Below are 26,981 nucleotides of genomic sequence, written 5' to 3'. Positions count from 1 at the left end.
TTAGCAGATGAACTTATAGATATGACCTTGCCTTACAAAAACTATATAAAGACAATTACTGCTGACAATGGTAATGAATTTTCTGATTTTAAGCGAGTTGAAAAGAAATTGAACCTACAATTTTTCTTTGCTCATCCTTATAGTTCTTGGGAGCGAGGTCTTAGTGAACACACCAATGGTCTTGTACGGCAATACATACCAAAAAACATTGATTTTAAAAATATTACAGATAAAGAAATTAAAGAATATCAATATAAAATTAATAATAGACCAAGAAAAGTATTAGATTTTGAAAAACCTAAAGATTTATTCTATCAGAAAGTAATCTGAAAAATTGCACTTGATGGTGGAATGGGCGAAGGATTGTCTGTATTAATTTTATTTTTTTGTGAATATTTTTTTATTAAGCTTCCTTTTGAAAAATATACTTCATCAGAAGTTTTTAAAGTCAATACATATGAGGTCGTTTTTGATAATATGCCATTATTATAGCTGAACGTACCGCTCTAAAGGCTTGAATTTTCTTTCCTTCCAAAACGTTCTTCCCCCCTCTAAACATTCCCTCAATTAATAAACTTCACTTAACAAATACTCCTCTATACTTCTTGAATATAAATCAATTACATAAATATCTAAAACCTTCTAAGGTGTGAATATACGTTATATCACTTACCTATACTTGATTTTTAGCACTAACTTCTATGTCCGTAACAAGATTTGTCCTTTTTCTAAAAGAATAATTAAAAAAAAAATCGTACGTTTATAACTTCTCTTCCTTTGAATAAGTAAATTATCATTCAATATCTTAAAGAACTTATCTCTACCTATTTTTGTTACCTGATGCATTAGATAACGTATAATAGAACTTCTTACTCCCTCTATTTAGGAGTTCTTGCTGTTTCTCTTGTACCATTTCAATAATATAGACTCACAGATTACTTCTTTTTAAACGATTTAACAGCTTTATAATAAGCTTTTTTATAATATAAAACCACCTGCAAAAACGCTTATCTTTTTCTGTTTAGAATACTACTTCAATAGTTCTTTTTTTGTAACTCTTTTATTTAATTACCCATATCTTGTTTCTTGATCAAGAATTTGTAAATCAGTCTTATAGACCTTTTCTCTAAGATAGTTTTAGCAAAAGCCCTCAAAGAGGCTTTCAATTCCTTTTTTAGAGTTTGAAATCCTTGAATTTCATCTATTGTTTCCTCGCGTATATTTTATTAATAAGTGATTTTACCTTACTTTTTGATCTTTTTTATAGTTTAACCTCCTCCTATGTTGTATTCCCTAGGACAGCCCTCAACTCCTAATCGATTTTTATCAATTTTATTCTAGAATATTCAACTTAAAGCAATCACTGTAACGAACTATTACTTTTCTTTCTCTTGTTATATTTTTTCCCTACTTTTTGTGTAAACCTATTTTCAGAGTATAACATTTCTTTTTGTGCAATTATCTTTGATTTTGATTCTTTCTTCATACTTATATCAATTTTATGTCGCAAAGATAATAAAAAAATCCGACTTATCACTAAGTCGGATTTTTGTATAATGTAGGTAGTGATTAACCACCAAAGTCGTCGAAACGAATGTTTTCATCAGGCATACCAAAGTCTTGACCCATTTTCTGAACGGCTTTGTTCATCATTGGAGGACCGCAGAAGTACAATTCTATATCTTCTGGGGCTTCGTGTTTGCTCAAATACTGTTCAATTACAGCGTTGTGAACAAATCCTAAGAAACCATCGCCTTCAGGATCATTAATATCTTTCTTCACTTTCCAATTATCTTCAGGTAGTGGTTCAGAAAGTACAATAAAGAATCTAAAGTTAGGGAATTCGCGCTCTAATTCACGGAAATGTTCTACATAGAACAACTCGCGTTTTGAACGACCTCCGTACCAATAAGTAACTTTCCTATTAGTTTTTAAGGTTTTAAAAAGGTGATACAAGTGCGAACGCATAGGCGCCATACCAGCTCCCCCTCCTACATATAACATCTCAGCGTTAGAATCATTGATGAAGAATTCGCCATAAGGTCCTGAGATGGTTACCTTGTCACCTGGTTTACGTGAGAAGATATAAGAAGAAGCTACCCCAGGATTTACGTCCATCCATCCTCCTTTAGCTCTATCAAAAGGAGGCGTAGCGATACGCACATTCAACATTATACGGCGTCCCTCTGCTGGATAGGAAGCCATAGAGTAAGCACGCTCTGCCGGTTCTGGATTCTTCATTACAAGAGGCCATAACTTAAACTTATCCCACTCCATTCTGAATTTATCGGGCTCTCCTGGGTGTTCTTTAGGGTGTGCAGTGATGTCAATATCGGAATATTTCACTTCACAAGCAGGAATTTCAATCTGAATGTATCCTCCTGGTTTGTAGTCCATATCCTCTGGGAGTTCTACCACAAACTCTTTAATAAACGAAGCCACATTATAGTTGCTCACTACAGTAGCTTCCCATTTCTTGATACCAAACACTTGTTCTGGTACGCCTATTTGCATATCTTGTTTTACTTTCACTTGGCAAGCTAAACGCATACCTTCTTTGAGTTCCTTCTTTGTAAAGTGAGGCGTTTCTGTAGGAAGAGCCTCTCCTCCTCCCTCATACACGTGGCATTTACATTGTAAACAAGACCCCTTACCACCACAAGCTGATGGCAAGAAAATCTTCTCGTTACCCAAAGTAGAAAGCAATGAACCGCCGATAGGCACTTCAATTACTTTGTCTTTATTAATTGTAATTTTCACAGGTCCCGATGGGGTTAGTTTCTGTTTTACGTAAAGCAAAATAGCTACTAACAGCAGGATTATTACTAATAATCCTATTACCGTTACCGTAATAGTTGTTAATATTTCACTTGCTAATATCATTGCTTAAATCTTTTGTGTTATGAGCTAATTTATCAGTTTTAACTTCTTGTTGGATAGTAGTCTCTTGTTTAGGAGCTTCTTTAGCTTCCTTTTTGCTGTTACCACCTGTAAGCATACCACCAAAACTCATAAAGCCGATAGCCATAAGCCCTGTAGTGATAAAGGTGATACCCAAGCCACGCAAAGGTGCAGGTACGTGCGAATAACGTATTTTCTCACGGATAGCTGCCAACGCTAAGATAGCGATAGCCCATCCCAATCCTGAACTGAACCCGTAGGCTACTGAAAGACCAAAAGAGTGAATAGTTTCCTCACGTGATTGCATAAAGAGTGACCCTCCCAAGATAGCACAGTTTACGGCTATCAAAGGCAAGAAAATACCCAACGAGTTATATAACGATGGAGAAAACTTCTCTACAATAATCTCTACCAACTGCACCATCGTAGCTACAGTGGCAATGAATAAGATATAGGTAAGGAAGCTCAAATCATAATTAGCATACTCTGGACCTAACCAAGCTAAAGCACCTTCTTTGAGGATATACTGGTTCAACAAGTAGTTCATAGGTACGGTAAGAGTCTGTACAAAAATAACAGCAACTCCTAAGCCTATGGCAGTAGATACTTTTTTAGATACAGCCAAGTACGAACACATACCTAAGAAGGTAGCGAAAATCATATTCTCTACGAATACCGATTTAAAAATCAGTGTTAAATATTCTAACATTTTCTTTTCTTTTTAAATGATTAATGACTGTCTTCTATCAAGGCTTTATTACGTGAACGTTGTACCCACACTACTATACCGTAAGTTACTAATGCCATAGGCGCTAACAACATAAAACCGTTGTTTTCATAGCCCCAAGCATATACACCTGTTTTCTTAATAGGGTCTCCTAATACTTGGAAACCGAGCAAAGTGCCTGAACCTAATAGTTCACGGAAGAAGGCGACGATAAGCAAAGCGATAGAATAACCACCTGCATTACCAATAGCATCTAAGAACGATTTTCCTGGAGGATTTCCTAAGGCAAACGCCTCAAAGCGTCCCATCAAAATACAGTTAGTGATGATAAGCCCTACATATACCGATAGCTGTTTGCTAAGGTCGTACACATAGGCTTTCAGCACAAAGTCCACCACGATTACCAAAGCAGCTGCTACAATTAGCTGGGCGATGATACGGATTTTAGGTGGTATTACATTTCTAAGTAAAGAAATGGTTACGTTACCCATTACAAGTACAAAGGTAAAGGAAAGACTCATTACAATAGCGGCTCTCAATTGCGCTGTAATCGCTAAAGCTGAACAAATTCCTAATACTTGTACCGTTACGGGGTTGTTATCCCATAAAGGGTCGGTTACTAATTTTGTATCTTTTTTTGATAGTCCCATAGTCTCTTATTTGTTTAAACTTTTAATATAGGATATATAAGGCTCTATGCCATCGCGTATCATTGCTTGCACTCCATTACCAGTAAGGGTAGCTCCTGCAATAGCATCTATTTTTCCATCTTCTTTACGTTTGTTTTCAGGGTCACCATTGCTTTTTGAAATTTGAATGCTTTGGAAATTACCTGCAGCATCCAATAAATGTTCCCCGATAAAGTCGTCCATAAAGAAACGTTCTTTGATATTGGCTCCTAAACCAGCAGTTTCTCCTTTATGGTCAAAGAAAACGCCACGTACGATAAGGTCTTTATCTACGGCTATATATCCCCAAATAGCATCCCACAAACCACGTCCGTTTACGGGAATGATGTAGAGGGTAGTTCCATCTTTTTCACCTACATAAAGAGGCAAACCTTCGCGATGACCGTTAAAGTTGATAAGGTCGTTAGCACCTTCTACTTTTTCAGCGGTTTTCCCTTTGATAAGGTATTGTTCTTTCACATAGTTAGGGAACTCTTTTTCAGCATCAGTTGTAGAAAGAAACTCTACTTTTCCTCCTCCAAGCTCTCCTTGGTTGTGATTTACACCCATAGCGTAGAGAATGTTCTGTTTCTTTTCTAACTTTTTATTGTTACTGATATCGCTGCTCAATGCTGACGAAATACCAGCGAGCAAAGCTCCTACGATTACCACCATTATAATGGCGAAAATCACTGTATACGAATTACTTTCTGTTTTTACTGCCATAATTTATGCGGTTTTAGTAACTGTTTTTAAACGTTTTTTACGACGAGATACATTAGCTTGTACTACGAAGTGGTCGATAGTAGGGGCTAGTACGTTCATTAATAGGATAGCGAGCATTACCCCTTCAGGATAAGCAGGGTTGAAGCAACGGATAGCAATAGCAATGAAACCAGCTAAGAAGCCATAGATATACTTACCAGTATTCGTTTGTGCTGCTGTAACTGGGTCGGTAGCCATAAATACAGCTCCGAAAGCCAAACCTCCAATGAGCAAGTGCTGATAAGCTGGTACGCTCCAAATAGCGTAGAAAGAAGTGCCTACCATACTTGGTGCTAAAGCGTTGAAAATAGCACCCATTACCCAAGCTCCTATAAACATACTAACCATCACACGCCAAGAAGCAATTTTGGTATAGATGAGGAATAAACCTGCTAAGAGGATAATGATAGTAGAAGTTTCACCTACTGAACCTGGGATAAACCCGAAAAGAAGGTCAGAATCGGTGTAGTGAATAGGGTGTCCTTGTGCCAAGTTACCCAAGATGGTTTCGCCTGAAACCGCATCTAAGTTTGCTCCAGCAGCAATTTCTTTAGAACGATCTAATACACCTGTTACCCATACTTTATCCCCTGTCATTGAAGTAGGATAAGCAAAGAATAAGAAGGCGCGAATGGTAAGCGCAGGGTTTAAGATATTCATACCTGTACCCCCGAATACCTCTTTACCGATGATTACTCCAAAGGCTACTGCTACAGCAAGCATCCAAAGTGGAATATCTACTGGAACGATAAGTGGCACCAACATACCGGTTACCAAGTATCCTTCTTCTACTTCGTAACCACGAATGGTAGCAAAGATAAACTCAATGCCCAACCCTACTACGTACGACACTACTACAAGAGGAAATACTTTTATAAAACCAATACTAAAATTTGTCCAATTCCAAAAATCACCACTACAAAAAGCTAAGCCTTCAGCGGGGTGCGTTAAGTGACCGAAAGCCACTTCGTGCTGGTAACCTATATTGAAAATACCGAAAATCAAACAAGGAATCAGTGCCAAAACCACCATATTCATTGTTCGTTTTAGGTCGTCAGCAGCCTTAATGTGGGTACCTCCGTGGGTTACCTCATTAGGCGTATAGAGGAATGTGTGGAGCGCGTTGAAAGTCGTCTCCATCTTCGTTCCTTTATACTTTTCTTTTAATGTATTTAATTTACTTTTTAAACTCATTTTCTTGATGATAAGTAATTATTCTTTTTTATTGATTTACGAATTAGTTTTAAAGCCCAATCGTAATGACTTGATGTTGCCGAAACTAAATAAGAACCTAACGAAGTCGTCTTCGTCCAAGGATATCTTTTCTTTGTAAAAAGTTCCTCATCAGTATGACTTTCTATAATATGAAAAACTTTACTATGTGAATTTTTAAACAGAGAAAACATTTCAGAAAACGGTACATTTTGGCAACTCTTCCATATCTCTTGGTTTAATTTAGGAGTGTCTTTCATAGTGTAACCTTCTTTGGGTATTTTGGGTTTACCTCCTTTCATTCCTTCCTCATACCAAGATAAAAAAAGCAAATGCCAATGATATAAATGCCCAAGTACATCTCGGAGATTTCGATTCATTGTCCCCTTAGGAAATTCCTTTTCTCGTTTGTCTTCGGGAATAGTATCAATCAGAGAAATCAATTCATTGTAATTTCTTTCTGCTGATACTACAAGCCCTAATTTAGATTGCGGACGTGCCATAATGCTTAGATTTTACTTTTCAATAAGTCATAAACAGTTTTATCAATACTGAGATATTTTATAAAATCTTCGGTATCAAACTCTATCTTATCTTTCTTATTCTTTTTTGCCGTAGCGTTAGAAACTGAAAGATAATACTCATTAGCCGAGGCATACAAAGTAAAAACACTATGGTTAGTTCCTTTATCACCTCTTTGAATAACTGCAGAAAGTTGTTCCCAATTGCCTTGCTCAGCTTGTTGTTTAAAGTCGCTTACATTTTCTATATAAGAAAAAGCAGGCAATTCTTCTTCTTTAAACCACTCATCTGCAAGTTCGTTAAAAGGCTCTTTAGCTCTACCTACAGAGGCAACTATTCCCATAATCACAATTACTAAGAATTCAATTACCCAAATAATGGTAAGGAAAACTCCACTCACAGTATTCCCTTTTATAGCCCACGTCCCTTCTTCATTGATAAGTCCTATCAACCCAAAAAGGTCTGATGGATGCCCTAATAAGTACAGCAATTGTTCAATTTGCACATTACTTACGGCTACACCTATTTGCTTATTACCATACACTTCACTCGTATTGATAGCCAAATCAGCCCATACTACCCATTGAAGATAATAAGCGACAAGTGATGCTATGACAGCAAACAAAATAGCTAAGCCATAATTACGTACTTTACCCAATCTAACTACTAAATAACCAACAGTAATGGCTATAGCAAAACCAAAACCAAATGTTACTAAGAAGTTGAGATATATAATTGGGATATACCATATTAAGTACGCATAGATGGTTGCTAATATAGGCAATGCTACTGTACATACTAATATGAAATACACAAATGATATAGGTGAAAACTTCCCTGAAGGTTTGTAATAATTAGACATATTTCAATTATTTAAAACTGTTTACTTACTTTTGTATGAATTAACCTAATTCCGCCATCATTAAATCAAGTCCATCTCTGATAATTTGCTGATGTGGTTGTTTAGATACACATACAAATTCAGTAAGTGCAAAATCTTCTGGTGCTACTTCGTAAGCTCCTAAGTTTTCCAACTCGTCCAAATCCTTATATAAGCAGGCTTTGAGGAGTTGCATCGGATAAATATCCAACGGGAAAACCTCTTCGTACATACCTGTTACCACAAAAGCGCGTTGTTCACCATTGGTATTGGTATTGAGGTCGTACTTTTTCTTAGGGTTCAACCACGAGAAAGTAAGCGAACGTGTAAGCGAAATCTTGTTGGCTACTGGTTTTGCCCAACCGAACAAATCATAGTCATTTCCTTCGGGAATTGCTGTAATTTGGTCATCGTAAAAACCTAAGAAGCCTGTTTCACTCACCTTAGTACCAGTAAGCACATCACCACTGATAATACGAGTAGTAACCACGTCCTTTACTTGGTTACTTACTACCCCACTTATCTGAGCACCAGCAAGGGCTGTAACGTAGTGAGGCTTCTCAATGCGTGAACCTGTAAGAGCTACTGTACGAGTGAGGTTTACTTTACCTGTTAAGAAGAGTTCTCCTATCACCACCAAGTCTTGAGGTGTCACTACCCATACCACTTCACCTTTGTTTATCGGACTGATTTGGGCAATTTGTGTACTGACGTTCCCTGCTGGGTGAGGTCCTGACACATTGTGCACCACTATGCCCTTAAGGTTGCGGAAAGGTGACAACGAGCTGTCTTTGAAAACGGACACGTGTACTTTCCCTGTGGTGAGTTTAGCTAAGGCGGTAAGAGCGGTTTGCAGTGCTTGCTCTTTTCCTTTGAGCACATAGTCGTAATCGGGAGCGAGCGGATTGGTTTTGCAAGCCGACACAAAGATAGCCTTAGGCTTCCCGTCGGGATTGGCAATCACGTCATAAGGGCGTTGTTTGATAAAAGGCCAGCAACCTGCTGAAAGGAGGTGTGCCTTAATATCTTCACCCTGCATCTCTTCTACGTCTTTCTTCCCATAGTCTTTGAAGGTTTGTTCTTGACTGGGCGCAATGTGTATTTCCAACACTTTACGACGCTCACCTCGTACAATCTCCTTAATGGTACCACTTACCGGAGAAGGGAACAAAACACGCTCATCACTCTTTGAAAAGAATAGTGCTTCACCTGCTTTCACTTCATTACCCTCACGCAATAAAAGCTTAGGAATAACACCGTGAAAATCATTGGGTTTAATACCATACAAAGAGGCAAGCGGAAGCTGTTGTGTAGTTTTATCAGCTTCGCCTTCCAAGTGTATGTCTAACCCTTTTCGAATGCGGATGTCGTTTGACATATAAATAATATTAGTTAGTTTTATTAAATTAGGTGCAAATATACAAATTTATTTTTGATTTAAAATAATCTACTCCTTTTTTTTAGCTCAATACATCAAATTTACGTATAATATCTTCCTATTTCACAGCTAAAAAATAGCCTCCTATTTCATCTATAAACTTTTAAAATTCAATATTTAAACTACTATTCTTTACCTTTCCCTCTCCTAAAATCTTTATTCATAAAAAATACCCCTAAAAGTACTAAACTTTTAGGGGTATTTTATTCTTTTAATTAACATCTGCTCAATATAACAAATATTATTTTCTATTGCCTGCCGTGCTACAGCGTTCTGAGGCACAACATCACCTCCTTACATCAAACTTACATTAGTTTAATGGAATCTCGTGTCTAATTTTATATATTCTAAGAACTCCTTTCTTATCTCAGGGTCTTTGAATTTACCACCAAACTCAGCAGTAACCGTACTACTATCAATATCTTCTATACCGCGAGAGTTCACACATAGGTGTTTGGCATCTATAATACAAGCCACATCTTCGGTACCGAGAGCGCGTTGCATCTCTTGTACTATTTGCATCGTAAGGCGTTCCTGCACTTGCGGACGTTTCGCATAATACTCTACAATACGATTCATCTTCGAAAGCCCTAACACTTTACCGTTAGAAATATAGCCTACGTGAGCACGCCCTACAATAGGTAACAAGTGGTGTTCACAAGTGGAATACACTACAATATTCTTCTCTACCAACATCTCACCATAATGGTAAGAGTTCTCGAAAGTAGACATCGAAGGTTTGCGCTCTGGTAATAAGCCTCCAAAAATCTCTTTTACAAACATCTTAGCTACACGCCTGGGAGTGCCTTTCAAACTATCATCGGTTAAATCCATTCCCAAAGTATGCAAAATAGCACGTACGTGAGTTTCTATTTCCGCTATCTTTTCGGTTTCACTCATCTGAAAAGCATCTGCTCTAAGTGGTGTAACTGCCGAAGTTGCTATATGGTTATCTCCTAATATATCTTCTTCTTGATTTTTATTCATTGTTCTTTATCTTATGAAAGTGCAAAAGTACTAATTATTACTCAAAGGTTAAAACTTTTTTGTGTTTTACATCTTGATTGGTAATTGCCAAACGTATCACTTCTTCCATATCCGTTACATAATGAAAAGTAAGTCCTTTAAGGTATTCTTGCTTGATTTCCAAGATATCTTTCTCGTTGTCTTTGCACAAAATATATTCTTTAATACCTGCGCGTTTCCCTGCCAAAATCTTCTCTTTAAGTCCACCTACCGGTAGTACCTTTCCACGCAAAGTAATCTCTCCGGTCATTGCCAAGTGTTTTTTCACTCTCTTTTGAGTAAAGAGCGACATTAGTGAGGTAAGCATCGCAATACCCGCACTCGGACCATCTTTAGGGGTTGCCCCTTCGGGTACGTGTATATGCACATCGTAACTATCAAAGAGTTTCACATTGAGGTTATAGTGTTCAGCATTAGCTTTTAGGTATTCCAAGGCAATAGTAGCCGATTCTTTCATCACCTGACCTAAATTACCCGTGATATTAAGCACCCCCTTACCTTTCGATAAGGCAGATTCTATAAACAGAATATCTCCTCCTACACTCGTCCACGCCAATCCAGTAACTACGCCAGCTACCTCGTTATCTTCGTATTTATCGCGTTCTAAGCGGGCAGGTCCCAATATTTTTTCTATGGTCTCTATGGTAAGTTTAGGGTCATAGGCTTCTTCCATTGCTAAGTTTTTAGCTCCGTAGCGCACTACTTTCGCTATTTCTTTTTCCAAAGCGCGTACCCCCGATTCGCGAGTATAACCTTCCACAATACGTTCTATTTCCTTTTTGCCTAATTGCAAGTCAGTAGTTTTCATACCGTGTTCTTTGAGTTGCTTAGGTAATAAGTGGCGTTTAGCTATCTCGGTCTTTTCCTCTATGGTATAACCTGTTACGTTGATGAGTTCCATACGGTCTAGCAAAGCAGGCTGTATGGTCGAAAGGTCGTTCGCAGTAGCGATGAACATCACCTTAGAAAGGTCGTAACCCATCTCGAGGAAGTTGTCGTAAAACTCTTTATTTTGCTCAGGGTCGAGTACTTCTAGCATAGCCGAAGAAGGATCGCCTTGGTAACTATTGTTTCCTAATTTATCTATCTCATCTAATACAAATACAGGGTTGGAAGTCTTAGCTTTTTTAAGCTGTTGCAAAATACGCCCCGGCATTGCCCCAATATAGGTTTTGCGGTGACCGCGTATCTCAGCCTCATCGTGCAAACCTCCTAACGACATACGCACGTACTCACGGCTCAAAGCTTTGGCAATAGAGCGTCCTAAGGAGGTCTTCCCTACCCCAGGAGGTCCATAGAAGCACAAAATAGGCGACTTCATATCATTGCGCAGTTTGAGTACCGCCAGATACTCTATGATACGGCGTTTCACCTCTTCTAATCTGTAGTGTTCCTTATCGAGGATTTTCTGAGCGCGTTTTAGGTCAAAGTTGTCTTTGGAATACTCATTCCAAGGCAATTCCAATAATACTTCTAAGTAATTACGCTGAATGCCATAATCTGGACTATTAGGATTGGTACGTTGCAATTTGCTCAGTTCCTTTTCAAAGAGCTCTTTTATCTTGTCGTCCCACTTCTTGGTTTTAGCTTTCTTTTTCAGCTCTTCCATCTCTTGCTCGTACGACACGCCTCCTAATTCTTCCTGAATGGTGCGCATCTGCTGGTGCAAGAAGTATTCACGCTGTTGCTGGTCGATATCAATACGCGTTTTCGACTGTACTTCGTTACGCAAGGTAAGACGTTGCAAGTCGATGTTCAAATATTTTAAGATAGCCGTAGCGCGCTCTTTTAGTTCGTCAATTTCCAATACGCCTTGCTTTTCCAAAACAGTAGCATTCATATTGGACGATATAAAGTTAATCAGGAACGATGTGCTCTCTATATTCCTAATAGCAAAAGCCGCTTCCGAAGGGATATTCGGATTTTCTTGTACAATCTTGATAGAGAGGTCTTTCACAGCTTCAATAGTCGCTTCAAACTCCTTATCGTTCGCATCGGGTTTCACATCTGGCATCTCTTTTATCATCGCTTTGATGTACGGCTTTTCTTCTACAATACTCTCTATCTCGAAGCGCTTTTTACCCTGAATGATAATAGTTACATTGCCGTCAGGCATTTTCAAAACTCTGAGAATACGGGCTACCGTACCAAAACGGAAAAGGTCTTTGCCCTCGGGTATTTCGGTCTTCTCGTCTAATTGAGCTACAACACCAATAGTCTTAGTAGTAGCATATGCCTCGTTGATAAGGTGAATAGACGCATCTCTCCCCGCACTGATAGGCACTACTACTCCTGGAAATAGCACAGTGTTTTTCAAGGGAAGAATAGGTAACACGTGTGGTATGCGTTCGCGTTCTATCTCTTCTTCATCTTCCAAAGTAAGAAGCGGAATAAACTCTGTATCTTCGTCTATATGTTCAGCCAAAAGGCTGTCAAAATTTCCTATATTCATATTTAGATCGTTACTATATGCCATTTTGTCAGTAGTCACTTATCTATATAAATATTCTCATTATATCTATACAGTTTAAAATCAATTTCTTATATACTACAAAATGTACATTGCTTCCTATGTATTACAATAGGTGTGCCATAAAAATTACTTTCTTCTTACTTTCTTCTTTACTCCGTCTTTACCACCACACTCCCCCTATTGCCTATGGTCTAAGTCCTAGTGCCTCTTCCTCTTTCTTTCGCCTCGAAACCCCGTTTTTGCCATTTTTAGCCTTGTTGTATTATATTATGAGTCAATTACTTATACACCCTTTCTATACCAATCGTCCAAGATTCGTATAAGCTTCCTATAAGCTCTCTATAAGCTAACCTCACCTCTCTTACAGCCTTTTTTCACCAAAATTCTTCTCAGCTCTCTTCCGTTCTCCTCCGATATCTTCCGTCTCCTCCTAACTACCCCAACACATCGCTTTTTCATCTCAAACTTTGCCAAAGTTAATAGCCCGTGCGGCTCGCACCTCATTTGCTAATTGTGGCTCTCACTATCCTACTTCATCATAAAACTCCTCTCTAAGTTTTCACGATGGTTAGGGTGCGCTATCGCAATCAATGCCTTAGCCCTTTCACATAAATTCTTGCCAAAGAGCTCAGCCACACCATATTCAGTAACGATATACTGCACGTGAGCACGAGTGGTTACCACACCTGCCCCTTGTTTGAGAAAAGGCACAATCTTGCTCTCTCCTTTGTTTGTGGTCGAAGGAAACGCAATAATTGATTTACCTCCTTCACTAAGCATTGCACCTCTTACAAAGTCTATCTGTCCGCCAAATCCTGAATAAATAGCCGTTCCAATAGAATCAGCACACACCTGCCCTGTAAGATCCACCTCTATTGCTGAATTGATAGATATCATTTTCGGGTTCTGACGTATCACCGACACCTCATTAGTGTACGAAGCTTCAGCTATTTCCACTGATGGATTTTTGTCAATAAAATCATACAACTCTTTTGTACCCATCACAAACGAAGCTATAATCTTGCCTTTGTCTATCTTCTTTTCATAACCATTAATCACACCCTTTTTCACCAAATCAAGCACTCCTTCTGTGAGCAGTTCTGTATGAATACCTAAGTTTTTTAGGTGTCCCATCTCTCCCAAAGTAGCATTAGGAATGTTACCAATACCCAATTGCAATGTACTACCGTCCTCAATAAGAGGTACAATATGTCGGGCTATTTGTTTTTCAATAGTATCAGGTTCTGTAAGATGTAATGAGAAGATAGGAGCATCGTGCTCCACTAAGAAGTCTATTTCATCAATATGTAGAAGGGCGTCACCGTAAGTACGAGGCATTTGCTTGTTTACTTTTGCAATCACATATTTTGCATTGCGTATCGCCGATTTACAAGCCTCTACACTCACGCCCATAGAACAAAAACCAAACTTATCAGGAGGCGATACTTGTATAAGCACTACATCTACTTTAACGTGCTTCCTATCAAATAATAAAGGCATATCACTTAAAAAAATAGGGGTATAGGAACCATTCCCATTTTTCATAATGTCTCGCACATTCCTCGACAGAAAAAAAGAATTTACATAAAAGCTATCCTTGTATTTAGGGTCAGCATAAGGAGCGTCTCCCTCAATGTGAATGTGCCCTATACTTACATTGCGTAGTTCTGATGCACGCTCTACAAGAGCATCTACAAGTATTTCAGGTACAGCAGCGCCTCCGTGAATATAAACAAAGTCACCACTCTTTACAACCTTTAAGGCTTCTTGAGCAGTCGTAATTTTTGCCATTTAAAATAATATTAGTTAATGGCTCAAAAGTACTACATTAAATCCAATTGGCAAAATAATTAGTAATATAATTTTTTTTAGTACCTTTGTCCCCAATTTTAAAAACGAAGTATTATGTATCCACCTGAATTGGTAAAACCAATGATAGAAGAACTAACAGCGGTTGGTTTTGAAGAATTAAAAACAGCTGAGGCTGTAAAAGAAGCACTGAAAAGAGCTGGTACTACCCTCGTGGTAGTAAACTCTGTATGCGGTTGTGCTGCCCGTAATGCGCGCCCTGCAGTAATCTACAGTTTGCAAAACGCTAAGAAACCCGACCATCTTACCACTGTTTTTGCTGGGGTCGATAGAGAGGCTACTGAAGAAGCTCGTAACTTTATGCTTCCTTTTCCTCCCTCCTCTCCTAGTATAGCCCTGTTTAAAGATGGTGAATTAGTGCATATGTTGGAACGCCATCACATCGAAGGTAGAATGGCTGAAGCTATCGCTGAAAATCTCCAACAAGCCTATAATGAATTTTGTTAATCAATTTTCATTTCTAAAAAATCCTTTTGTGATACCAAAGATATCACAAAAGGATTTTTTTAATACTGATTAGGAATACGCTCTGCCCCTTCAATAATAAAGTCGGTTAAGCGTTGTAAGTAGATATTAATTTGCGGGTCAGTTACATTAAACAGCAATACAATTACCAGTTGCTCATTTGGGTATACTGATAGCCAACCGTAACCTCCCACTCCCATTCCTGTGTGCCCAAAATAATCACGTCCGTTCCAGTCTCGCTGGTTTTGCCAACATATACCATAACTCACCTCAGTATCATCAAAAGTACATTGCTTTTTTAGCATCTCGTTTTCTATAGGCTGAGAAAGAAAATTATGGCGCTCTATAGCAATTCCCATTTTAGCAATATCGTTAGAAGTAGAAAGAAAGCCTCCTCCTGCCAGCTTAAAGTAGTTATTCACATCAGGAGCTTTGGTGAGTCCTCCTTTTTTAGACCTTGAATAAGGTGTAGCCTCGTCTTTAATTATTTTTCCTCTATCAGGGAAAGTGCGCCACATATTCAAAGGCTTAAACACTTCCTCTTTAGCCACATTCTCAAACTTCTCATTCAAACACTTTTCTATAGCCAATGAAATCAAATTTATACCGTAGCTACTATACAAAAACTTTGTTCCTGGTGCCGACTGTAATATGTCATCTTTAAATAAATTCACTCCCTGTTCAATACTGTAAGCTTTATTTAAAGTATATTCATTAGCCCTATAAGTGCGTATGCCTGCTAAGTGTCCTGCAAGTTGTTTCACGGTAAAATCAAAAGGCTTTTGCGGGTAATCAGGTATATATTCATAAATTGAAGTATTCCAGTCAAACTTCTTTTGCTCTTGCAGTCTAGCCAGTACCATTCCTGTAATAGCTTTCGACATACTCGCTACCCTAAATAGCGTATTCTTAGGGTCAATAGTTGTTTTTTTGGTAATATCAGCATATCCATAACCTCTTTGCCATATTATTTTCCCTTGTTTGGCTACAGTTACAGAGGCTCCTGGTATGATTTGTTCTTGTATTAGGTATTGTAATATTTTCTCAGCTTCAGTACGTGCATCGTCAAACGAGATTACTTCAGAAGGATTTCTTTTAAATACATCTACATCTTGAAGCTTCTTTTGTGCAAATAATGAATTAAAAAATGAAATAATAGTGCTAAACAAAACAATAAGTATTAGTTTTTTCATAAATTATTAACAAATGCTATTTTTTCATTATTTCAGCTACCTTCTCCCCTATTTTAGCAGGCGAATCTACTACGTGAACACCACATTCGCGTAAAATACGTTTTTTAGCTTCAGCAGTATCATCAGCACCTCCTACTATAGCCCCGGCGTGTCCCATTGTTCTTCCTTTAGGAGCTGTTTCACCTGCTATAAAACTAACTACAGGCTTTTTATTACCATTGGCTTTTATCCATCGGGCTGCTTCTGGCTCTAACTGTCCACCTATTTCACCTATCATCACAATACAATGAGTTTCTGGGTCATTCATCAATAATTCTACAGCCTCCTTAGTAGTAGTACCAATAATAGGGTCTCCTCCAATACCAATAGCTGTGGTAATCCCTAATCCTTGTCTTACAATTTGGTCAGCTGCCTCATAAGTAAGTGTCCCTGATTTCGAAACTATCCCCACGTGTCCTTTCTTAAAGATAAAACCTGGCATAATGCCTACTTTTGCTTCTTCAGGAGTAATCACTCCTGGACAGTTAGGACCTACCAAACGGCAATCTCTATTCTTTATGTAGGCTGCTACTTTCACCATATCAGCTACCGGAATCCCTTCTGTAATAGTAATAATTACTTTTATCCCTGCATCAGCAGCTTCCATAATAGCATCAGCTGCAAAAGCGGGTGGTACAAAAATAATAGATACATCAGCTCCTGTTGCCTTCACAGCATCAGCTACCGTGTTAAACACTGGCTTCCCTAAATGTGTTTGCCCTCCTTTATTAGGGGTAATTCCTCCTACCACATTAGTGCCATATGCAATCATTTGTTCAGCGTGAAAAGTACCTTCGCTTCCTGTGAAACCTTGTACTATTACTTTTGAATTCTTATTAACTAATACACTCATTGCAATTATTTTTTTTGTTTTATTGTAGCAAAGATAAATAAAACTTCTATTGTTTCAAAATCTTTCGTAAAGAAATCGATTATTATTTTACCTTCTTCTTTTTATTACATTAATTATCAATCTATTGCATTATTACTTTTTTCATCTATTCCTATAACAAAAAAGGGCTACCCACATAGGCAACCCTTTTGTAATATGCTGTCCTCAACACTCGTTATGCGAGCATTGTTACAGGATTCTCAATATAAGCTTTGAGTGTTTGTAAGAATTGAGCTCCAGTAGCCCCATCGATAGTACGGTGGTCGCAAGCAAGAGTTACTTGCATAGTGTGACCTACTACTATTTGTCCGTTTTTCACTACAGGTTTCTCAACAATAGCTCCTACTGAAAGAATAGCAGAGTTAGGCTGATTGATGATAGAAGTAAATACATCTACCCCAAACATACCCAAGTTAGACACAGTGAAAGTGCTTCCTTCCATTTCGGCAGGAGTAAGTTTCTTGTTGCGTGCCTTACCAGCCAAGTCTTTTACCAAGGCGCCTATTTGAGTAAGCGTTAAAGTATCCGTAAACTTGATAACAGGTACTACCAAGCCATCTTCAATAGCCACAGCCACCCCTACATTCACGTGCTTGTTGTAAAGGGTTGTATCGCCTTTCCAAGAAGTATTTACTTGAGGGTGTTTTTTAAGTGCCATTGCGCAGGCTTTCACTACCATATCGTTGAAAGATATTTTGGTGTCTGGCAAATTGTTGATTTGAGCGCGAGATTCCATCGCGTTATCCATATCAATTTCTATTGCCAAATAGTAGTGAGGTGCAGTGAATTTAGACTCTGCCAAACGTTTCGCAATCGTTTTACGCATTTGTGAGTTTTTCACCTCTTCAGTTACTTCCACTCCCACAGGAATTACAGTTGGGATAGCTGCGCTAGCGGTTGCAGGTGTAGCCGTAGTAGCCGTAGCAACCTTAGCACTTGGTGTAAAGTTTTCTACGTCTTTCTTTACAATACGTCCGTTTTCACCTGTTCCTTTCACCTCAGTAAGGTTAATACCTTTATCTTGTGCTATTTTCTTAGCCAAAGGAGAAGCAAATACGCGGTCGTTTGCATTAGCTACCGAAGTAGTAGCTGATGTGGCTGTTTCAGCCGGTTTGCTTTCAGCCTTAGGAGTTGCAGGAGCCGAAGTTGAAGCTCCACCAGCTTTCACGGCTGCCAAAACTGCGTTCACATCAGTACCCGCAGGGCCTATAATCGCCAATAATGAATCTACTGCTGCACTTTCTCCTTCTTTTAAACCTATATACAATAAAGTACCTGAATAAAATGATTCAAACTCCATTGTAGCCTTATCGGTTTCAATTTCAGCTAAGATATCACCTTCTTTTACAGTATCACCTACCTTTTTGAGCCAAGAAGCCACAGTACCTTCCGTCATTGTATCACTGAGTCGAGGCATTGTTACCACTTCTACTCCTGCTGGTATAGTAGCACCAGCAACAGGAGCCGTAGTTACCTCAGCAACAGGTTTTGCTTCTTCAGCTTTAGGAGCCGATGCTTGAGCTCCTCCAGCTATAAGTGCCGAAATATCTTCACCCTCTTTACCTATGATAGCCAATAAGGTATCTACTTTAGCACTTTCTCCTTCTTTTAAACCTATATACAATAAGGTTCCTGTATGGAATGATTCAAATTCCATCGTAGCTTTATCCGTCTCGATTTCTGCTAAGATATCGCCTTCATTTACTTTATCGCCTACTTTTTTAAGCCACTTTGCTACAACACCCTCTTCCATAGTGTCGCTCAAGCGTGGCATAGTAATAATTTCTGCCATTTATGTTGTTATATTTAATTAGTGTTTCCTTTTTATTATAATCTACTGGGCAAGAAAGGGTAATTTTCTTGGTCGTAAACCACATCATACATAATATGTGTTTCTGGATAAGGTGATTCTTCTGCAAATTTCTCACACTCAGCCACACGTTCTTTCACACGTTCGTCGATAGCTTCTAACTCAGCATCGGTAGCATATTTCTTCTCTTTGATAACCGCAAGTACATTGGTGATTGGGTCTTGTTTTTTGTACTCTTCCACCTCTTCTTTAGTACGGTAGTGTTGCGCATCCGACATTGAGTGTCCACGATAACGATAAGTACGAATGTCAAGCAAAGTTGGTCCTTCTCCACGGCGAGCGCGTTCTACTGCTTCATACACCGCTTCGGCTACTGTTTCAGGGTGCATACCATCTACGGGTTGGCAAGGCATTTGGTAACCCAACCCGAGCTTCCAAATATCCACGTGGTTAGCAGTTCTTTCCACCGATGTACCCATTGCGTAGTGATTGTTTTCTACAATAAAAACCACAGGCAATTTCCACAACATAGCCATATTCATTGTTTCGTGAAAAGCTCCTTGACGCACCGCACCATCACCCATAAAGGTAAGTGTAACCGCCTCTCTATTGAAGTACTTATCGGCAAAAGCCAAACCAGCACCCAATGCAATCTGTCCTCCTACGATACCGTGACCACCATAGAAGTGATGTTCTTTCGAAAAGATGTGCATAGAGCCTCCTAAACCGTGAGAAGTACCTGTACCTTTACCGTACAATTCAGCCATAATACGTTTAGGGTCTACACCCAAACCTATAGGGTGTACGTGGCAACGGTAAGAAGTAATCATTTTGTCTTTGGTAGGGTCAATAGCGTGCAAACAACCTGCAGCTACCGCTTCTTGACCGTTGTATAGGTGCAAGAACCCCCTTACTTTTTGTTGAATATAAACTGCAGCGAGTTTATCTTCAAATTTCCTCCAAAAAAGCATATCCTCGTACCATTTTAGGTACACTTCTTTATCAAATTTTTTCATTGGTTTTTGATGTATATAAAAGTCTATTAGTATTCTTACAATAGTATATTTTCTATTATGTTCCGCTATGAGTCCCTCTTAAATTGACTCTTCCTTCGTCTTTCCTTTATCTGCCCGTGTGGCTCGCACCGTCTTTTGTTCGTCTTTTGTTCGTCTTTTGTTCGTCTTTTGTTCGTCTTTTGTTCGTCTTTTGTTCGTCTTTCCTTTATCTGCTTGTGCGGCTCGCACTATCTGCCCGTGTGGCTCACACCGTCATTAACTTGGTATTATTGGCATTTTTGGCATTATGGTATTAAACTTTTTAGCTTTTACCTCTTAGCTTTCTGAGCAGTTTTAAATCACTTTCTAAAAATATTTGCAAAGGTGCAAAAAAAATATCACCTAACCAAAAAATATTCAAAAAAAATTTTATACCTTTGTCCCATTAATTCAAATTTTAAATGTAATGAAGATAAAATTAACTTCCGCACTTTTGTTATTGATAACGATTATTTCGTGTAAATCAACTACAAACAATCAAGGAGAGAGTACTGCTAATTATGAGGTAATTCCACTACCCGAAATGATTACCACTCCCCAAGCTGATGCCGATAAACCTTTCGTACTTACGGCTGATACCAAAATCACCTATCCAGAAGGTGATGCTTCTTTACAGCAGTACGCTGGATTCTTGCAAGAGTATATCAAAAAACAAGCAGGAATTGAAGTGAATATCGCTCCTAATCAAAACAATGAGACCAACACTATTGCCTTGTTGCAAAATTACCAAAACAACAACAAAGAGGCTTACCAAGTAGTGGTGAATGCAAAGAATATTACTGTAAATGGAGCTTCTAAAGCGGGTACTTTCTATGGAGTACAACTCTTGAGAAAATCCATTCCGGTACAAAAAGTAGGCAAAGTCATCTTCCCTGCCAAAGAAATAACCGATAAACCCTATTTCGCATATCGTGGTGCACATTTAGATAGTGCCCGTCACTTTTTTACTGCCGACTCTGTGCGCATTTATATCGATATGTTAGCACTCCACAATATCAATAAATTCCACTGGCATCTCACCGATGATCAAGGTTGGCGTTTTGAATCTAAAAAATACCCCGAACTTACTGTGGTAGGAAGCACTCGTAGCCAAACTATGGTAAACAAACAGTGGGACACCTTCGATGGTAAACCTCACGGAGGCTTCTATACTCAGCAAGAAATGAAAGACATTGTAAAATATGCCGCCGACCGCAATATTACCGTTATTCCTGAGATAGACCTCCCAGGACATATGGTTGCTGCTTTGGCTACTTATCCACAATTAGGCTGTACAGGAGGCCCTTATAAAGTAAGAGAAACTTGGGGCATAGCCGAAGATGTACTTTGTGCTGGCAACCCCGAAACTTATGATTTCATTAAAAATATATTAGAAGAAGTAACTGAAGTATTCCCTTCAGAATATATCCATATAGGAGGTGACGAATGTCCTAAAGATAGCTGGAAGAAATGCCCTAAATGCCAAGCTAAGATAAAAGAGTTAGGTATTAAAGGTGATGCTAAACACACAGCCGAAGAATACTTACAAAGTCACATAATTACATTCGCCGAAGATGTATTAGCTAAAAAAGGTCGCAAAATCATTGGTTGGGACGAAATCCTTGAAGGAGGTTTAGCTCCTAATGCTACTGTAATGTCTTGGAGAGGCATCGGGGGCGCTATAGAAGCAGCCAAGTCTAACCACGATGCTATTATGACCCCTGTTTCTTATTGCTACTTCGACTATTATCAAACAGATAAAACCGATAAAGAACCTCTTGCTATTGGTGGTTATGTACCGGTAGAACGTGTTTACTCTTTCAATCCTTACCCCGATGCACTTAATAAAGAGCAACAAAAACACATCTTAGGAGTACAAGCCAATGTTTGGACAGAGTATATCAAGACTTTCAAACACGTACAATATATGGTATTGCCTCGTTTTGCAGCCTTAGCCGAAGTACAATGGGAAGACCCTTCAAAACCTAAAGACTACAATCAGTTTTTACAACGCTTAATGCGCTTACTTCCTATCTACCAGTTAGAAGGTTATAACTATGCTAAACACATATTCGACCTTCGTGCCGAAGTAAAACCTGAGGTAGGTGATATACAAGTAACATTCTCTTGTTTACAAGATACACCTATCTATTACACTACCGATGGGAGTGAACCTACTAAAAGTTCTAACGTGTATAAAGAACCTTTAAAACTCACCCAAGATACCCATCTAAAAGCTAAAGTATTCGGTCAAGAAACCGAAAGTAGCTTCGAACAACAGTTCCTTTTCAACAAAGCAACCGTACGCCCTATTGAGTTTCTCAGTAAACCTAGTTACAACTATACTTTTGGGGGCGCTATTACCTTAGTTGATGGTAGAAAAGGGGGTACTAATTCACGCTCTGGAGAATGGTTAGGTTTTAGTGAAGCACCTTGTGAAGTGGTGATTACCCTAAAAGAAAATACTCCTGTAAAAGAAGTGCGCTTCAATGCTCTTATTGAAACAGGTGATTGGATTTACCCTCCTACTAGCTTTGAAGTATCGGGGTCTAAGGACGGTAAAAGTTATGATTTACTCGCTAAAGAAAACTATGCGCTTCCTAAGGAACCTCTCAAAGAAATAAAAACTTACTCTCTTTCTTTCCCTGAAAAAGAAGTAACCTATCTAAAAGTGAAGATAAATGGAGTAAACAAAATTCCTTCTTTCCATCAAGGAGCAGCTGGTAAACCTGGCTTCCTCTTCATCGATGAAATTCAAGTATTGTAATAGGCTTACATAACAATAAACAAAAAGCTATCTAATAGTTCTTATTAGATAGCTTTTTTATATCTCAATATGGGGGTATTTCTTCTCAAAAACCTCTATTTTCTGTCGTAATTGTATTTGAAACTGCTGATAACTCTCTGTTTTAGGGTTAAACGGACGATGTTGCAACCCTTTTTGTATGGCATCTACTTGTTTCATATCTGCCTGAGTAGCCTTATCTATATAGGTTTCTACTAAGCGTTCCCAAATATAGTCTATAGCCATCTCCGATGGGTGTACCATATCATTAGCGTAAAAGCGGTAATCGCGAAGTTCATCTAAAAGCAACTCATAGGCTGGAAAATAAGTGCACACCCCCGATGAAAGTACCGAATAAAGTGCTACCAACAAATGTGCTTTGCTCACTTGGTTTTCTAAAAAACCATCTTTCAAGTGTCGTACAGGCGAAATAGTGAAAACACATTGCAAGTCCTTATTCACCTTCTTCAACAGTGCTATAATATGGGTAAGGCTCTCCCCTATCTCTTCTATTGATAATAGTCGTTTTGAGAAGTGTTGTTGAGGCACTTTATGACAATTTGCCACTATCTTATCAGTACTGTTATAGATGTATACCCAAGCTGTACCAAGAGTAATAAAACAGAAATCGGCTTTTTGTAGTGTGTTATAAAGTGCTGTTTGTTGTATATTGGCAAGATGAACAGCTTCCTCTAAACTCGGTTTACTCATATCCGAATGAAAGTCGAAACTGTGCCAAAGTTCATTGTGCAAAAAGAAATCTTCAGCCTCATAAGGAGTGTGTTCTATTGCTCTGCTAAGCACATTTTCAATAGCTAAGGGGTGAAAGAGTATCCCAAAAGGGTTTACCGTAACAGGAATTTTATAATAACTAAACTTCTGCGCCATATTCACAGCAAAGCAAGAACCTATACTCAGTATCTGCGAGTGATAAGTAATGCTTTTAGTAGCCTCGTGTATAGGTACAATTGTTCTAAATTCCATAACGATAAAATAATTAAACGTTACTCCTTTCTAAATCCAACAGAAATTGCTTCCTCTCAATTCCACTAGCATAGCCTGTAAGTGTCCCGTCTGAACCTATAACACGATGACAAGGAATAACGATTGAAATACGGTTTTTCCCATTGGCATTAGCAACAGCTCTCACGCCTTTGGGATTCCCCACAGCCGTAGCCTGTTCTTTATACGAACGCACTTCCCCATACGGAATAGTTTGTAACACTTTCCATACTTCTTCTTGAAAAGAAGTCCCCACCAAAGCCAGTGGCAAACTAAACTCTTTACGCTCTTTGGCAAAGTACTCTCTCAATTGTTTCTCCAACTCCGATAACAACAAACTATCCTCATCTACTTGTGTTGCCCCGTAATGCTTTACGAGTATTTCTTGGTCTTTAAGCCAGTTTTTACTATCAACAAAGTCAAGCATACAAATTGCCTCATCAGTAGCTATGGCAAGCATCTCACCTATGGGGGTGTTAATTCTCTTTTTGTATAGTTTCACCATTTTGTTCTTCTTCATTGATAGCTTCTGTATTATTAGGGTCGTATTCCGTTTCTTCTAAATCTTTGGACTTTTTGCCTAAACCTATTTTAGGGTTTTCTTGTGTTCCCGTTACTTTTATAGGAATTCCAATAATCCCCAAGGGTGGTAAGCCCAAACGCATCTTAAAGTTCAATCTACCGTCAAAGCTACTCTGCCCTTCTATACGTGGTCTAAACCCTGAAACCTTAAACTTAAACCGCTCTACCGTGATAAGATTATTCTTTATACTACTCTTGATGTCAATAGTGGAAAGATTAGCATCTCTCAGTCCGTCTGTACCTGTTCTATCACTGATAACATTAAAAAGCTTAAACCCTTTTAGTTGAACGTTCTTCACCGATAGCACTCCTCCTCCTTTTATTGAAGGATAAATAGGTGACATCTCATCATCTAGCTTCCCTTCTACGGCGTAATCCAATGAAATAATACCTTTGGCATCTTTTGCCATTGCCACCATTTCTCTGAACATCTTCACTTCTTTGTAGGCTCTTTGCACGTCAAAGTCTTTGGCTTTAATCTTAAAACTAAAATTAGCGCGTTTAGGCGTTTCATCTGCGTATTTAGCATCTATTTGTGTAGAAACTCCTATAATATTAAAACTGACGTTTTGCAGAGCTAAGGTTCCTCTATTAAGCTGAGTATTACCTCTCAAATTGTGAATAGTAAGCCCTTGTAAAGCTACATTTTTAAGATTGGCATTCAAGTTAAAGTTAAAATGTTTAGGTACAATCACCACCCCTTTTTCAGTTGGAGTATCATTGGTAACCGTTGCTTCCTTCGCTTCTTTTGTCTCTTGAGCAGGGGCAGAAGTATACATAAACTCATCTACATCAAGATAGTTAGAGCTTACCGTAAAGTTTCCTTTCAGCACTTGGTTGTTTGATAGGAAGAAGTTAATAGCGTTGCTCATCCGTCCGTTCATCAAAAAGTCCGATTTCCCATAGGTAGCACGGAAGTCAGTAAAGTGCATATTGTCTTGATTGAAGTGAAAGACCCCTTGCTGAATGATAAACGGTTTAGGCAAGTATTCTGTAGTGGTTTTGATATTACGCAGTTCTATCACTCCCTTATTGTGCAAAAGATGATAACGCCCATTAGTGGCATCGCTCTGAGTGCCTTGTAAGGTAAGGTCGGCTTTGGCATAACCTTCTAATTCCAAGCCTTTTTGTGAGAATACTTTATAAATTTTAGCTATGTCTAACTCTCCTTTGGCTTGTATATCATATCGGATATCGTCGAAATTCTCCATCGATAAATTCACCGTAAAAGGCTTTCCTTCAAACAAGAACGTCGCAGGAGACACATTTACTGCCAAAGTTTTCATCGAGCCATCAGTGTTCTCAATATTCCCTTTGAAGTGAATATCAGTAACCGGATTGGGGTAGTAGGGCGTCTTTACATAACCATCGGAAAACTCCAAAAGCCCTTTCGTGATAGGGAACAATCGTTGTTCAGGTGCATAAGTACCCTTACTCTTCACGTTTGCCAAGAGCATTCCTTTCAGTTGGAAGTCCTTCATATCCATCAAGTGCATCACATTCTCCACATTGATGTTTGCTCTCACCTTAGCATCAATTACAGGAGGCTTTATCCCATCAAGACTCACAATGCCCGAGAAGTACTCCTTACCTATATCAAAGTAAACCGAATCGAGCTTTACTGCCACTTTATCTACGTTCAGCGAAGGCAATCTCGTTTCTATGTTCAAGTACACATTCTCAGCCGGAGCTGGTACTCCCTTATAGCCTACATAACCATCTCTTACCTTCATTTTTAGATAAATATCGGGACTCAAATTCTGTGAGGCTATATATTGCCCTTTCATCGAAAAGAACACATCGGTCTTTCCTTTAAGGGTGGCTTTCTTATGCCATTGTGTAAATTGGGGAGGCAAAGCAGTAAAGAAGTCGTCAAGATTGCTATCCTTAGATTCTATTTCCAAGTCAATGTCATATCCATTGCTCAAAAAATCCAACTTCCCTTTAAAATCCACAGGCAATCGGTTTATCTTTAAGTTGTTTTGCTGAAAGATGAAAGCCAATGAATTTGTATTAATCTGGGTAATTAGCTCTGCGTTTACGTGTTTGTTCTTAAAGTAGGTTTCCCCTGCAAAAAGAAAATCCAATGATTGTATTTCTGCTTTGGTACGCAAATCGAAGATAGAAGCCTCTAAGCCTCCTTTTCCTAAGTAATTAAAACCATTGGCTTGAAGGTAAATCTCTGTCGATTTATCATCGTATATCAGTCGGGTATTTCTCAGCTCAATACGTTGTAAATTCACCCGTGTATCATCACTCTCCGAGGTACTTTCTTCTCCCGATGATTTGTAAACGTTGTAATTAGCCTCGCCTTGTTTGTTTACTTTTATATGCACAAAAGCATTTTTAAGGTATATCTCCTCTATGTCTATCTTCTTAGAGAACAACAAATCCTTTACGTCTATCCCCAAAGAAATTTGCTTTACTGCCACAAGCGTATCATTCTCATAGGGTTTAGAGCCCTTCATCAAGAAGTTATCAAGGTTAAGCGTAAGCGATGGGAAATGGGTAAAGAAAGATAACTTAGCTTTAGAAAAGTTGATTTCTCCGTTCAGATTATCATTGGCGAGCTTCTTAACTTTCTCAGTTACGTACTCAGGGTACACCATTGGAAAAATGATAATGAATGCCAATAGCAATGCTATCAGCACACCCAATATCTTTAAGCTTTTGAGGATATACTTCTTCATCAAAACAA

21 protein-coding genes are annotated in these 26,981 nt (G+C 38.6%); 3 read left to right on the top strand and 18 right to left on the bottom strand.

The genetic code is table 11. The features are described 5' to 3' along the window. The coding region (locus HMPREF1320_RS07680) for an IS30 family transposase (protein WP_157446760.1) at nucleotides 1-330 on the top strand (330 nt) is incomplete at its 5' end. 1,239 nt (nucleotides 331-1,569) lie between these two features. Here HMPREF1320_RS07680 and nqrF read toward each other — a convergent pair. The 11 genes from nqrF to HMPREF1320_RS07625 all read right to left on the bottom strand — a co-directional run bounded on the left by nqrF (nucleotide 1,570) and on the right by HMPREF1320_RS07625 (nucleotide 14,403). Further along, the gene (gene nqrF, locus HMPREF1320_RS07675; RefSeq protein WP_009410222.1) at nucleotides 1,570-2,883 is read right to left on the bottom strand and encodes an NADH:ubiquinone reductase (Na(+)-transporting) subunit F; all 1,314 of its coding nucleotides are present in this window, start codon (nucleotides 2,881-2,883) and stop codon (nucleotides 1,570-1,572) included. Beyond that, nucleotides 2,867-3,610: an NADH:ubiquinone reductase (Na(+)-transporting) subunit E gene (nqrE, locus tag HMPREF1320_RS07670; protein ID WP_009417923.1), complete on the bottom strand. Its 744-nt coding sequence runs from the start codon at nucleotides 3,608-3,610 to the stop codon at nucleotides 2,867-2,869. Before nqrE ends, nqrF begins: the two co-directional genes overlap by 17 nt. Nucleotides 3,611-3,630: 20 nt before the next feature. Further along, nucleotides 3,631-4,278 carry an NADH:ubiquinone reductase (Na(+)-transporting) subunit D gene (locus HMPREF1320_RS07665; protein WP_009410220.1) on the bottom strand — a complete coding sequence of 216 codons (648 nt, stop codon included), beginning with the start codon at nucleotides 4,276-4,278 and terminating at the stop codon, nucleotides 3,631-3,633. 6 nt (nucleotides 4,279-4,284) lie between these two features. After that, the gene (locus tag HMPREF1320_RS07660) at nucleotides 4,285-5,022 is read right to left on the bottom strand and encodes a Na(+)-translocating NADH-quinone reductase subunit C (RefSeq protein WP_009410219.1); all 738 of its coding nucleotides are present in this window, start codon (nucleotides 5,020-5,022) and stop codon (nucleotides 4,285-4,287) included. 3 nt (nucleotides 5,023-5,025) lie between these two features. Further along, on the bottom strand, nucleotides 5,026-6,255 hold the full coding sequence (locus HMPREF1320_RS07655) for an NADH:ubiquinone reductase (Na(+)-transporting) subunit B (RefSeq protein WP_034554362.1): 1,230 nt from the start codon (nucleotides 6,253-6,255) through the stop codon (nucleotides 5,026-5,028). Then, nucleotides 6,252-6,776, bottom strand: a complete 525-nt coding sequence (locus HMPREF1320_RS07650) for a ClbS/DfsB family four-helix bundle protein (RefSeq protein ID WP_009418003.1) — start codon at nucleotides 6,774-6,776, stop codon at nucleotides 6,252-6,254. The genes HMPREF1320_RS07655 and HMPREF1320_RS07650 overlap by 4 nt, the downstream gene beginning before the upstream one ends. Before the next feature lie 5 nt (nucleotides 6,777-6,781). Continuing rightward, nucleotides 6,782-7,657 carry a hypothetical protein gene (locus HMPREF1320_RS07645; RefSeq protein ID WP_009417944.1) on the bottom strand — a complete coding sequence of 292 codons (876 nt, stop codon included), beginning with the start codon at nucleotides 7,655-7,657 and terminating at the stop codon, nucleotides 6,782-6,784. 40 nt (nucleotides 7,658-7,697) lie between these two features. Beyond that, the gene (locus HMPREF1320_RS07640) at nucleotides 7,698-9,053 is read right to left on the bottom strand and encodes a Na(+)-translocating NADH-quinone reductase subunit A (protein WP_034554360.1); all 1,356 of its coding nucleotides are present in this window, start codon (nucleotides 9,051-9,053) and stop codon (nucleotides 7,698-7,700) included. Between the two features lie 375 nt (nucleotides 9,054-9,428). After that, entirely contained in the window at nucleotides 9,429-10,100 is a 672-nt protein-coding gene (gene folE / locus HMPREF1320_RS07635) for a GTP cyclohydrolase I FolE (RefSeq protein WP_009417986.1), read from the bottom strand. A gap of 37 nt (nucleotides 10,101-10,137) precedes the next feature. Further along, nucleotides 10,138-12,591, bottom strand: a complete 2,454-nt coding sequence (lon, locus tag HMPREF1320_RS07630) for an endopeptidase La (RefSeq protein ID WP_009418017.1) — start codon at nucleotides 12,589-12,591, stop codon at nucleotides 10,138-10,140. A 549-nt stretch (nucleotides 12,592-13,140) separates the two neighbouring features. Continuing rightward, nucleotides 13,141-14,403 (bottom strand): acetyl-CoA hydrolase/transferase family protein, encoded by a 1,263-nt coding sequence (locus tag HMPREF1320_RS07625; RefSeq protein WP_009417911.1) that lies wholly within the window; start codon nucleotides 14,401-14,403, stop codon nucleotides 13,141-13,143. Between the two features lie 114 nt (nucleotides 14,404-14,517). Between HMPREF1320_RS07625 and HMPREF1320_RS07620 the strand changes: the two genes are divergently transcribed. Beyond that, on the top strand, nucleotides 14,518-14,928 hold the full coding sequence (locus tag HMPREF1320_RS07620; protein ID WP_009418093.1) for a BrxA/BrxB family bacilliredoxin: 411 nt from the start codon (nucleotides 14,518-14,520) through the stop codon (nucleotides 14,926-14,928). A 59-nt stretch (nucleotides 14,929-14,987) separates the two neighbouring features. Here HMPREF1320_RS07620 and HMPREF1320_RS07615 read toward each other — a convergent pair whose 3' ends face one another. The 4 genes from HMPREF1320_RS07615 to pdhA all read right to left on the bottom strand — a co-directional run bounded on the left by HMPREF1320_RS07615 (nucleotide 14,988) and on the right by pdhA (nucleotide 19,896). Further along, on the bottom strand, nucleotides 14,988-16,139 hold the full coding sequence (locus tag HMPREF1320_RS07615) for a serine hydrolase domain-containing protein (RefSeq protein WP_009410209.1): 1,152 nt from the start codon (nucleotides 16,137-16,139) through the stop codon (nucleotides 14,988-14,990). A 16-nt stretch (nucleotides 16,140-16,155) separates the two neighbouring features. Further along, nucleotides 16,156-17,031: a succinate--CoA ligase subunit alpha gene (gene sucD, locus HMPREF1320_RS07610; protein WP_002672787.1), complete on the bottom strand. Its 876-nt coding sequence runs from the start codon at nucleotides 17,029-17,031 to the stop codon at nucleotides 16,156-16,158. A 214-nt stretch (nucleotides 17,032-17,245) separates the two neighbouring features. Continuing rightward, nucleotides 17,246-18,862, bottom strand: coding sequence for a pyruvate dehydrogenase complex dihydrolipoamide acetyltransferase (locus HMPREF1320_RS07605; protein ID WP_009417908.1), 1,617 nt, complete (start codon nucleotides 18,860-18,862; stop codon nucleotides 17,246-17,248). 35 nt (nucleotides 18,863-18,897) lie between these two features. Further along, nucleotides 18,898-19,896: a pyruvate dehydrogenase (acetyl-transferring) E1 component subunit alpha gene (pdhA, locus tag HMPREF1320_RS07600; protein WP_002672792.1), complete on the bottom strand. Its 999-nt coding sequence runs from the start codon at nucleotides 19,894-19,896 to the stop codon at nucleotides 18,898-18,900. A gap of 445 nt (nucleotides 19,897-20,341) precedes the next feature. On the opposite strand from pdhA, the gene HMPREF1320_RS07595 reads away from it, so the two are divergent. Continuing rightward, on the top strand, nucleotides 20,342-22,681 hold the full coding sequence (locus tag HMPREF1320_RS07595; RefSeq protein ID WP_009418044.1) for a beta-N-acetylhexosaminidase: 2,340 nt from the start codon (nucleotides 20,342-20,344) through the stop codon (nucleotides 22,679-22,681). A gap of 57 nt (nucleotides 22,682-22,738) precedes the next feature. Here the strand turns inward: HMPREF1320_RS07595 and HMPREF1320_RS07590 are convergent, their stop codons facing one another. From HMPREF1320_RS07590 to HMPREF1320_RS07580, 3 genes are read right to left on the bottom strand one after another with little or no spacing between them, the layout of a single operon-like run. Further along, nucleotides 22,739-23,683, bottom strand: a complete 945-nt coding sequence (locus HMPREF1320_RS07590; protein ID WP_009417969.1) for a GSCFA domain-containing protein — start codon at nucleotides 23,681-23,683, stop codon at nucleotides 22,739-22,741. A 13-nt stretch (nucleotides 23,684-23,696) separates the two neighbouring features. Next, a complete protein-coding gene (locus HMPREF1320_RS07585) occupies nucleotides 23,697-24,221 on the bottom strand; it encodes a methylated-DNA--[protein]-cysteine S-methyltransferase (RefSeq protein WP_002672798.1) in 525 nt (174 codons plus the stop codon). Further along, a complete protein-coding gene (locus tag HMPREF1320_RS07580; protein ID WP_009418095.1) occupies nucleotides 24,178-26,973 on the bottom strand; it encodes an AsmA family protein in 2,796 nt (931 codons plus the stop codon). The genes HMPREF1320_RS07585 and HMPREF1320_RS07580 overlap by 44 nt, the downstream gene beginning before the upstream one ends. Between the last annotated feature and the right edge of the window lie 8 nt (nucleotides 26,974-26,981).

Source organism: Capnocytophaga sp. oral taxon 335 str. F0486 (assembly GCF_000277665.1).
In the GTDB taxonomy this organism is placed as follows: domain Bacteria; phylum Bacteroidota; class Bacteroidia; order Flavobacteriales; family Flavobacteriaceae; genus Capnocytophaga; species Capnocytophaga ochracea.
Note: the sequence above shows the minus strand (reverse complement) of the source record. Positions and strands in the feature narration are given on the sequence as shown.

What these genes read in the sequence shown, in the direction of transcription:
- lon (WP_009418017.1), bottom strand. Translation starts at nt 12,591, where the DNA reads ATGAATATAGGAAATTTTGACAGCCTTTTGGCTGAACATATAGACGAA.
- pdhA (WP_002672792.1), bottom strand. Translation starts at nt 19,896, where the DNA reads ATGAAAAAATTTGATAAAGAAGTGTACCTAAAATGGTACGAGGATATG.
- nqrE (WP_009417923.1), bottom strand. Translation starts at nt 3,610, where the DNA reads ATGTTAGAATATTTAACACTGATTTTTAAATCGGTATTCGTAGAGAAT.
- HMPREF1320_RS07645 (WP_009417944.1), bottom strand. Translation starts at nt 7,657, where the DNA reads ATGTCTAATTATTACAAACCTTCAGGGAAGTTTTCACCTATATCATTT.
- HMPREF1320_RS07615 (WP_009410209.1), bottom strand. Translation starts at nt 16,139, where the DNA reads ATGAAAAAACTAATACTTATTGTTTTGTTTAGCACTATTATTTCATTT.
- HMPREF1320_RS07580 (WP_009418095.1), bottom strand. Translation starts at nt 26,973, where the DNA reads ATGAAGAAGTATATCCTCAAAAGCTTAAAGATATTGGGTGTGCTGATA.
- HMPREF1320_RS07605 (WP_009417908.1), bottom strand. Translation starts at nt 18,862, where the DNA reads ATGGCAGAAATTATTACTATGCCACGCTTGAGCGACACTATGGAAGAG.
- HMPREF1320_RS07595 (WP_009418044.1), top strand. Translation starts at nt 20,342, where the DNA reads ATGAAGATAAAATTAACTTCCGCACTTTTGTTATTGATAACGATTATT.
- sucD (WP_002672787.1), bottom strand. Translation starts at nt 17,031, where the DNA reads ATGAGTGTATTAGTTAATAAGAATTCAAAAGTAATAGTACAAGGTTTC.
- HMPREF1320_RS07640 (WP_034554360.1), bottom strand. Translation starts at nt 9,053, where the DNA reads ATGTCAAACGACATCCGCATTCGAAAAGGGTTAGACATACACTTGGAA.
- HMPREF1320_RS07625 (WP_009417911.1), bottom strand. Translation starts at nt 14,403, where the DNA reads ATGGCAAAAATTACGACTGCTCAAGAAGCCTTAAAGGTTGTAAAGAGT.
- HMPREF1320_RS07655 (WP_034554362.1), bottom strand. Translation starts at nt 6,255, where the DNA reads ATGAGTTTAAAAAGTAAATTAAATACATTAAAAGAAAAGTATAAAGGA.
- HMPREF1320_RS07660 (WP_009410219.1), bottom strand. Translation starts at nt 5,022, where the DNA reads ATGGCAGTAAAAACAGAAAGTAATTCGTATACAGTGATTTTCGCCATT.
- HMPREF1320_RS07620 (WP_009418093.1), top strand. Translation starts at nt 14,518, where the DNA reads ATGTATCCACCTGAATTGGTAAAACCAATGATAGAAGAACTAACAGCG.
- folE (WP_009417986.1), bottom strand. Translation starts at nt 10,100, where the DNA reads ATGAATAAAAATCAAGAAGAAGATATATTAGGAGATAACCATATAGCA.
- HMPREF1320_RS07585 (WP_002672798.1), bottom strand. Translation starts at nt 24,221, where the DNA reads ATGAAGAAGAACAAAATGGTGAAACTATACAAAAAGAGAATTAACACC.
- HMPREF1320_RS07590 (WP_009417969.1), bottom strand. Translation starts at nt 23,683, where the DNA reads ATGGAATTTAGAACAATTGTACCTATACACGAGGCTACTAAAAGCATT.
- HMPREF1320_RS07650 (WP_009418003.1), bottom strand. Translation starts at nt 6,776, where the DNA reads ATGGCACGTCCGCAATCTAAATTAGGGCTTGTAGTATCAGCAGAAAGA.
- nqrF (WP_009410222.1), bottom strand. Translation starts at nt 2,883, where the DNA reads ATGATATTAGCAAGTGAAATATTAACAACTATTACGGTAACGGTAATA.
- HMPREF1320_RS07665 (WP_009410220.1), bottom strand. Translation starts at nt 4,278, where the DNA reads ATGGGACTATCAAAAAAAGATACAAAATTAGTAACCGACCCTTTATGG.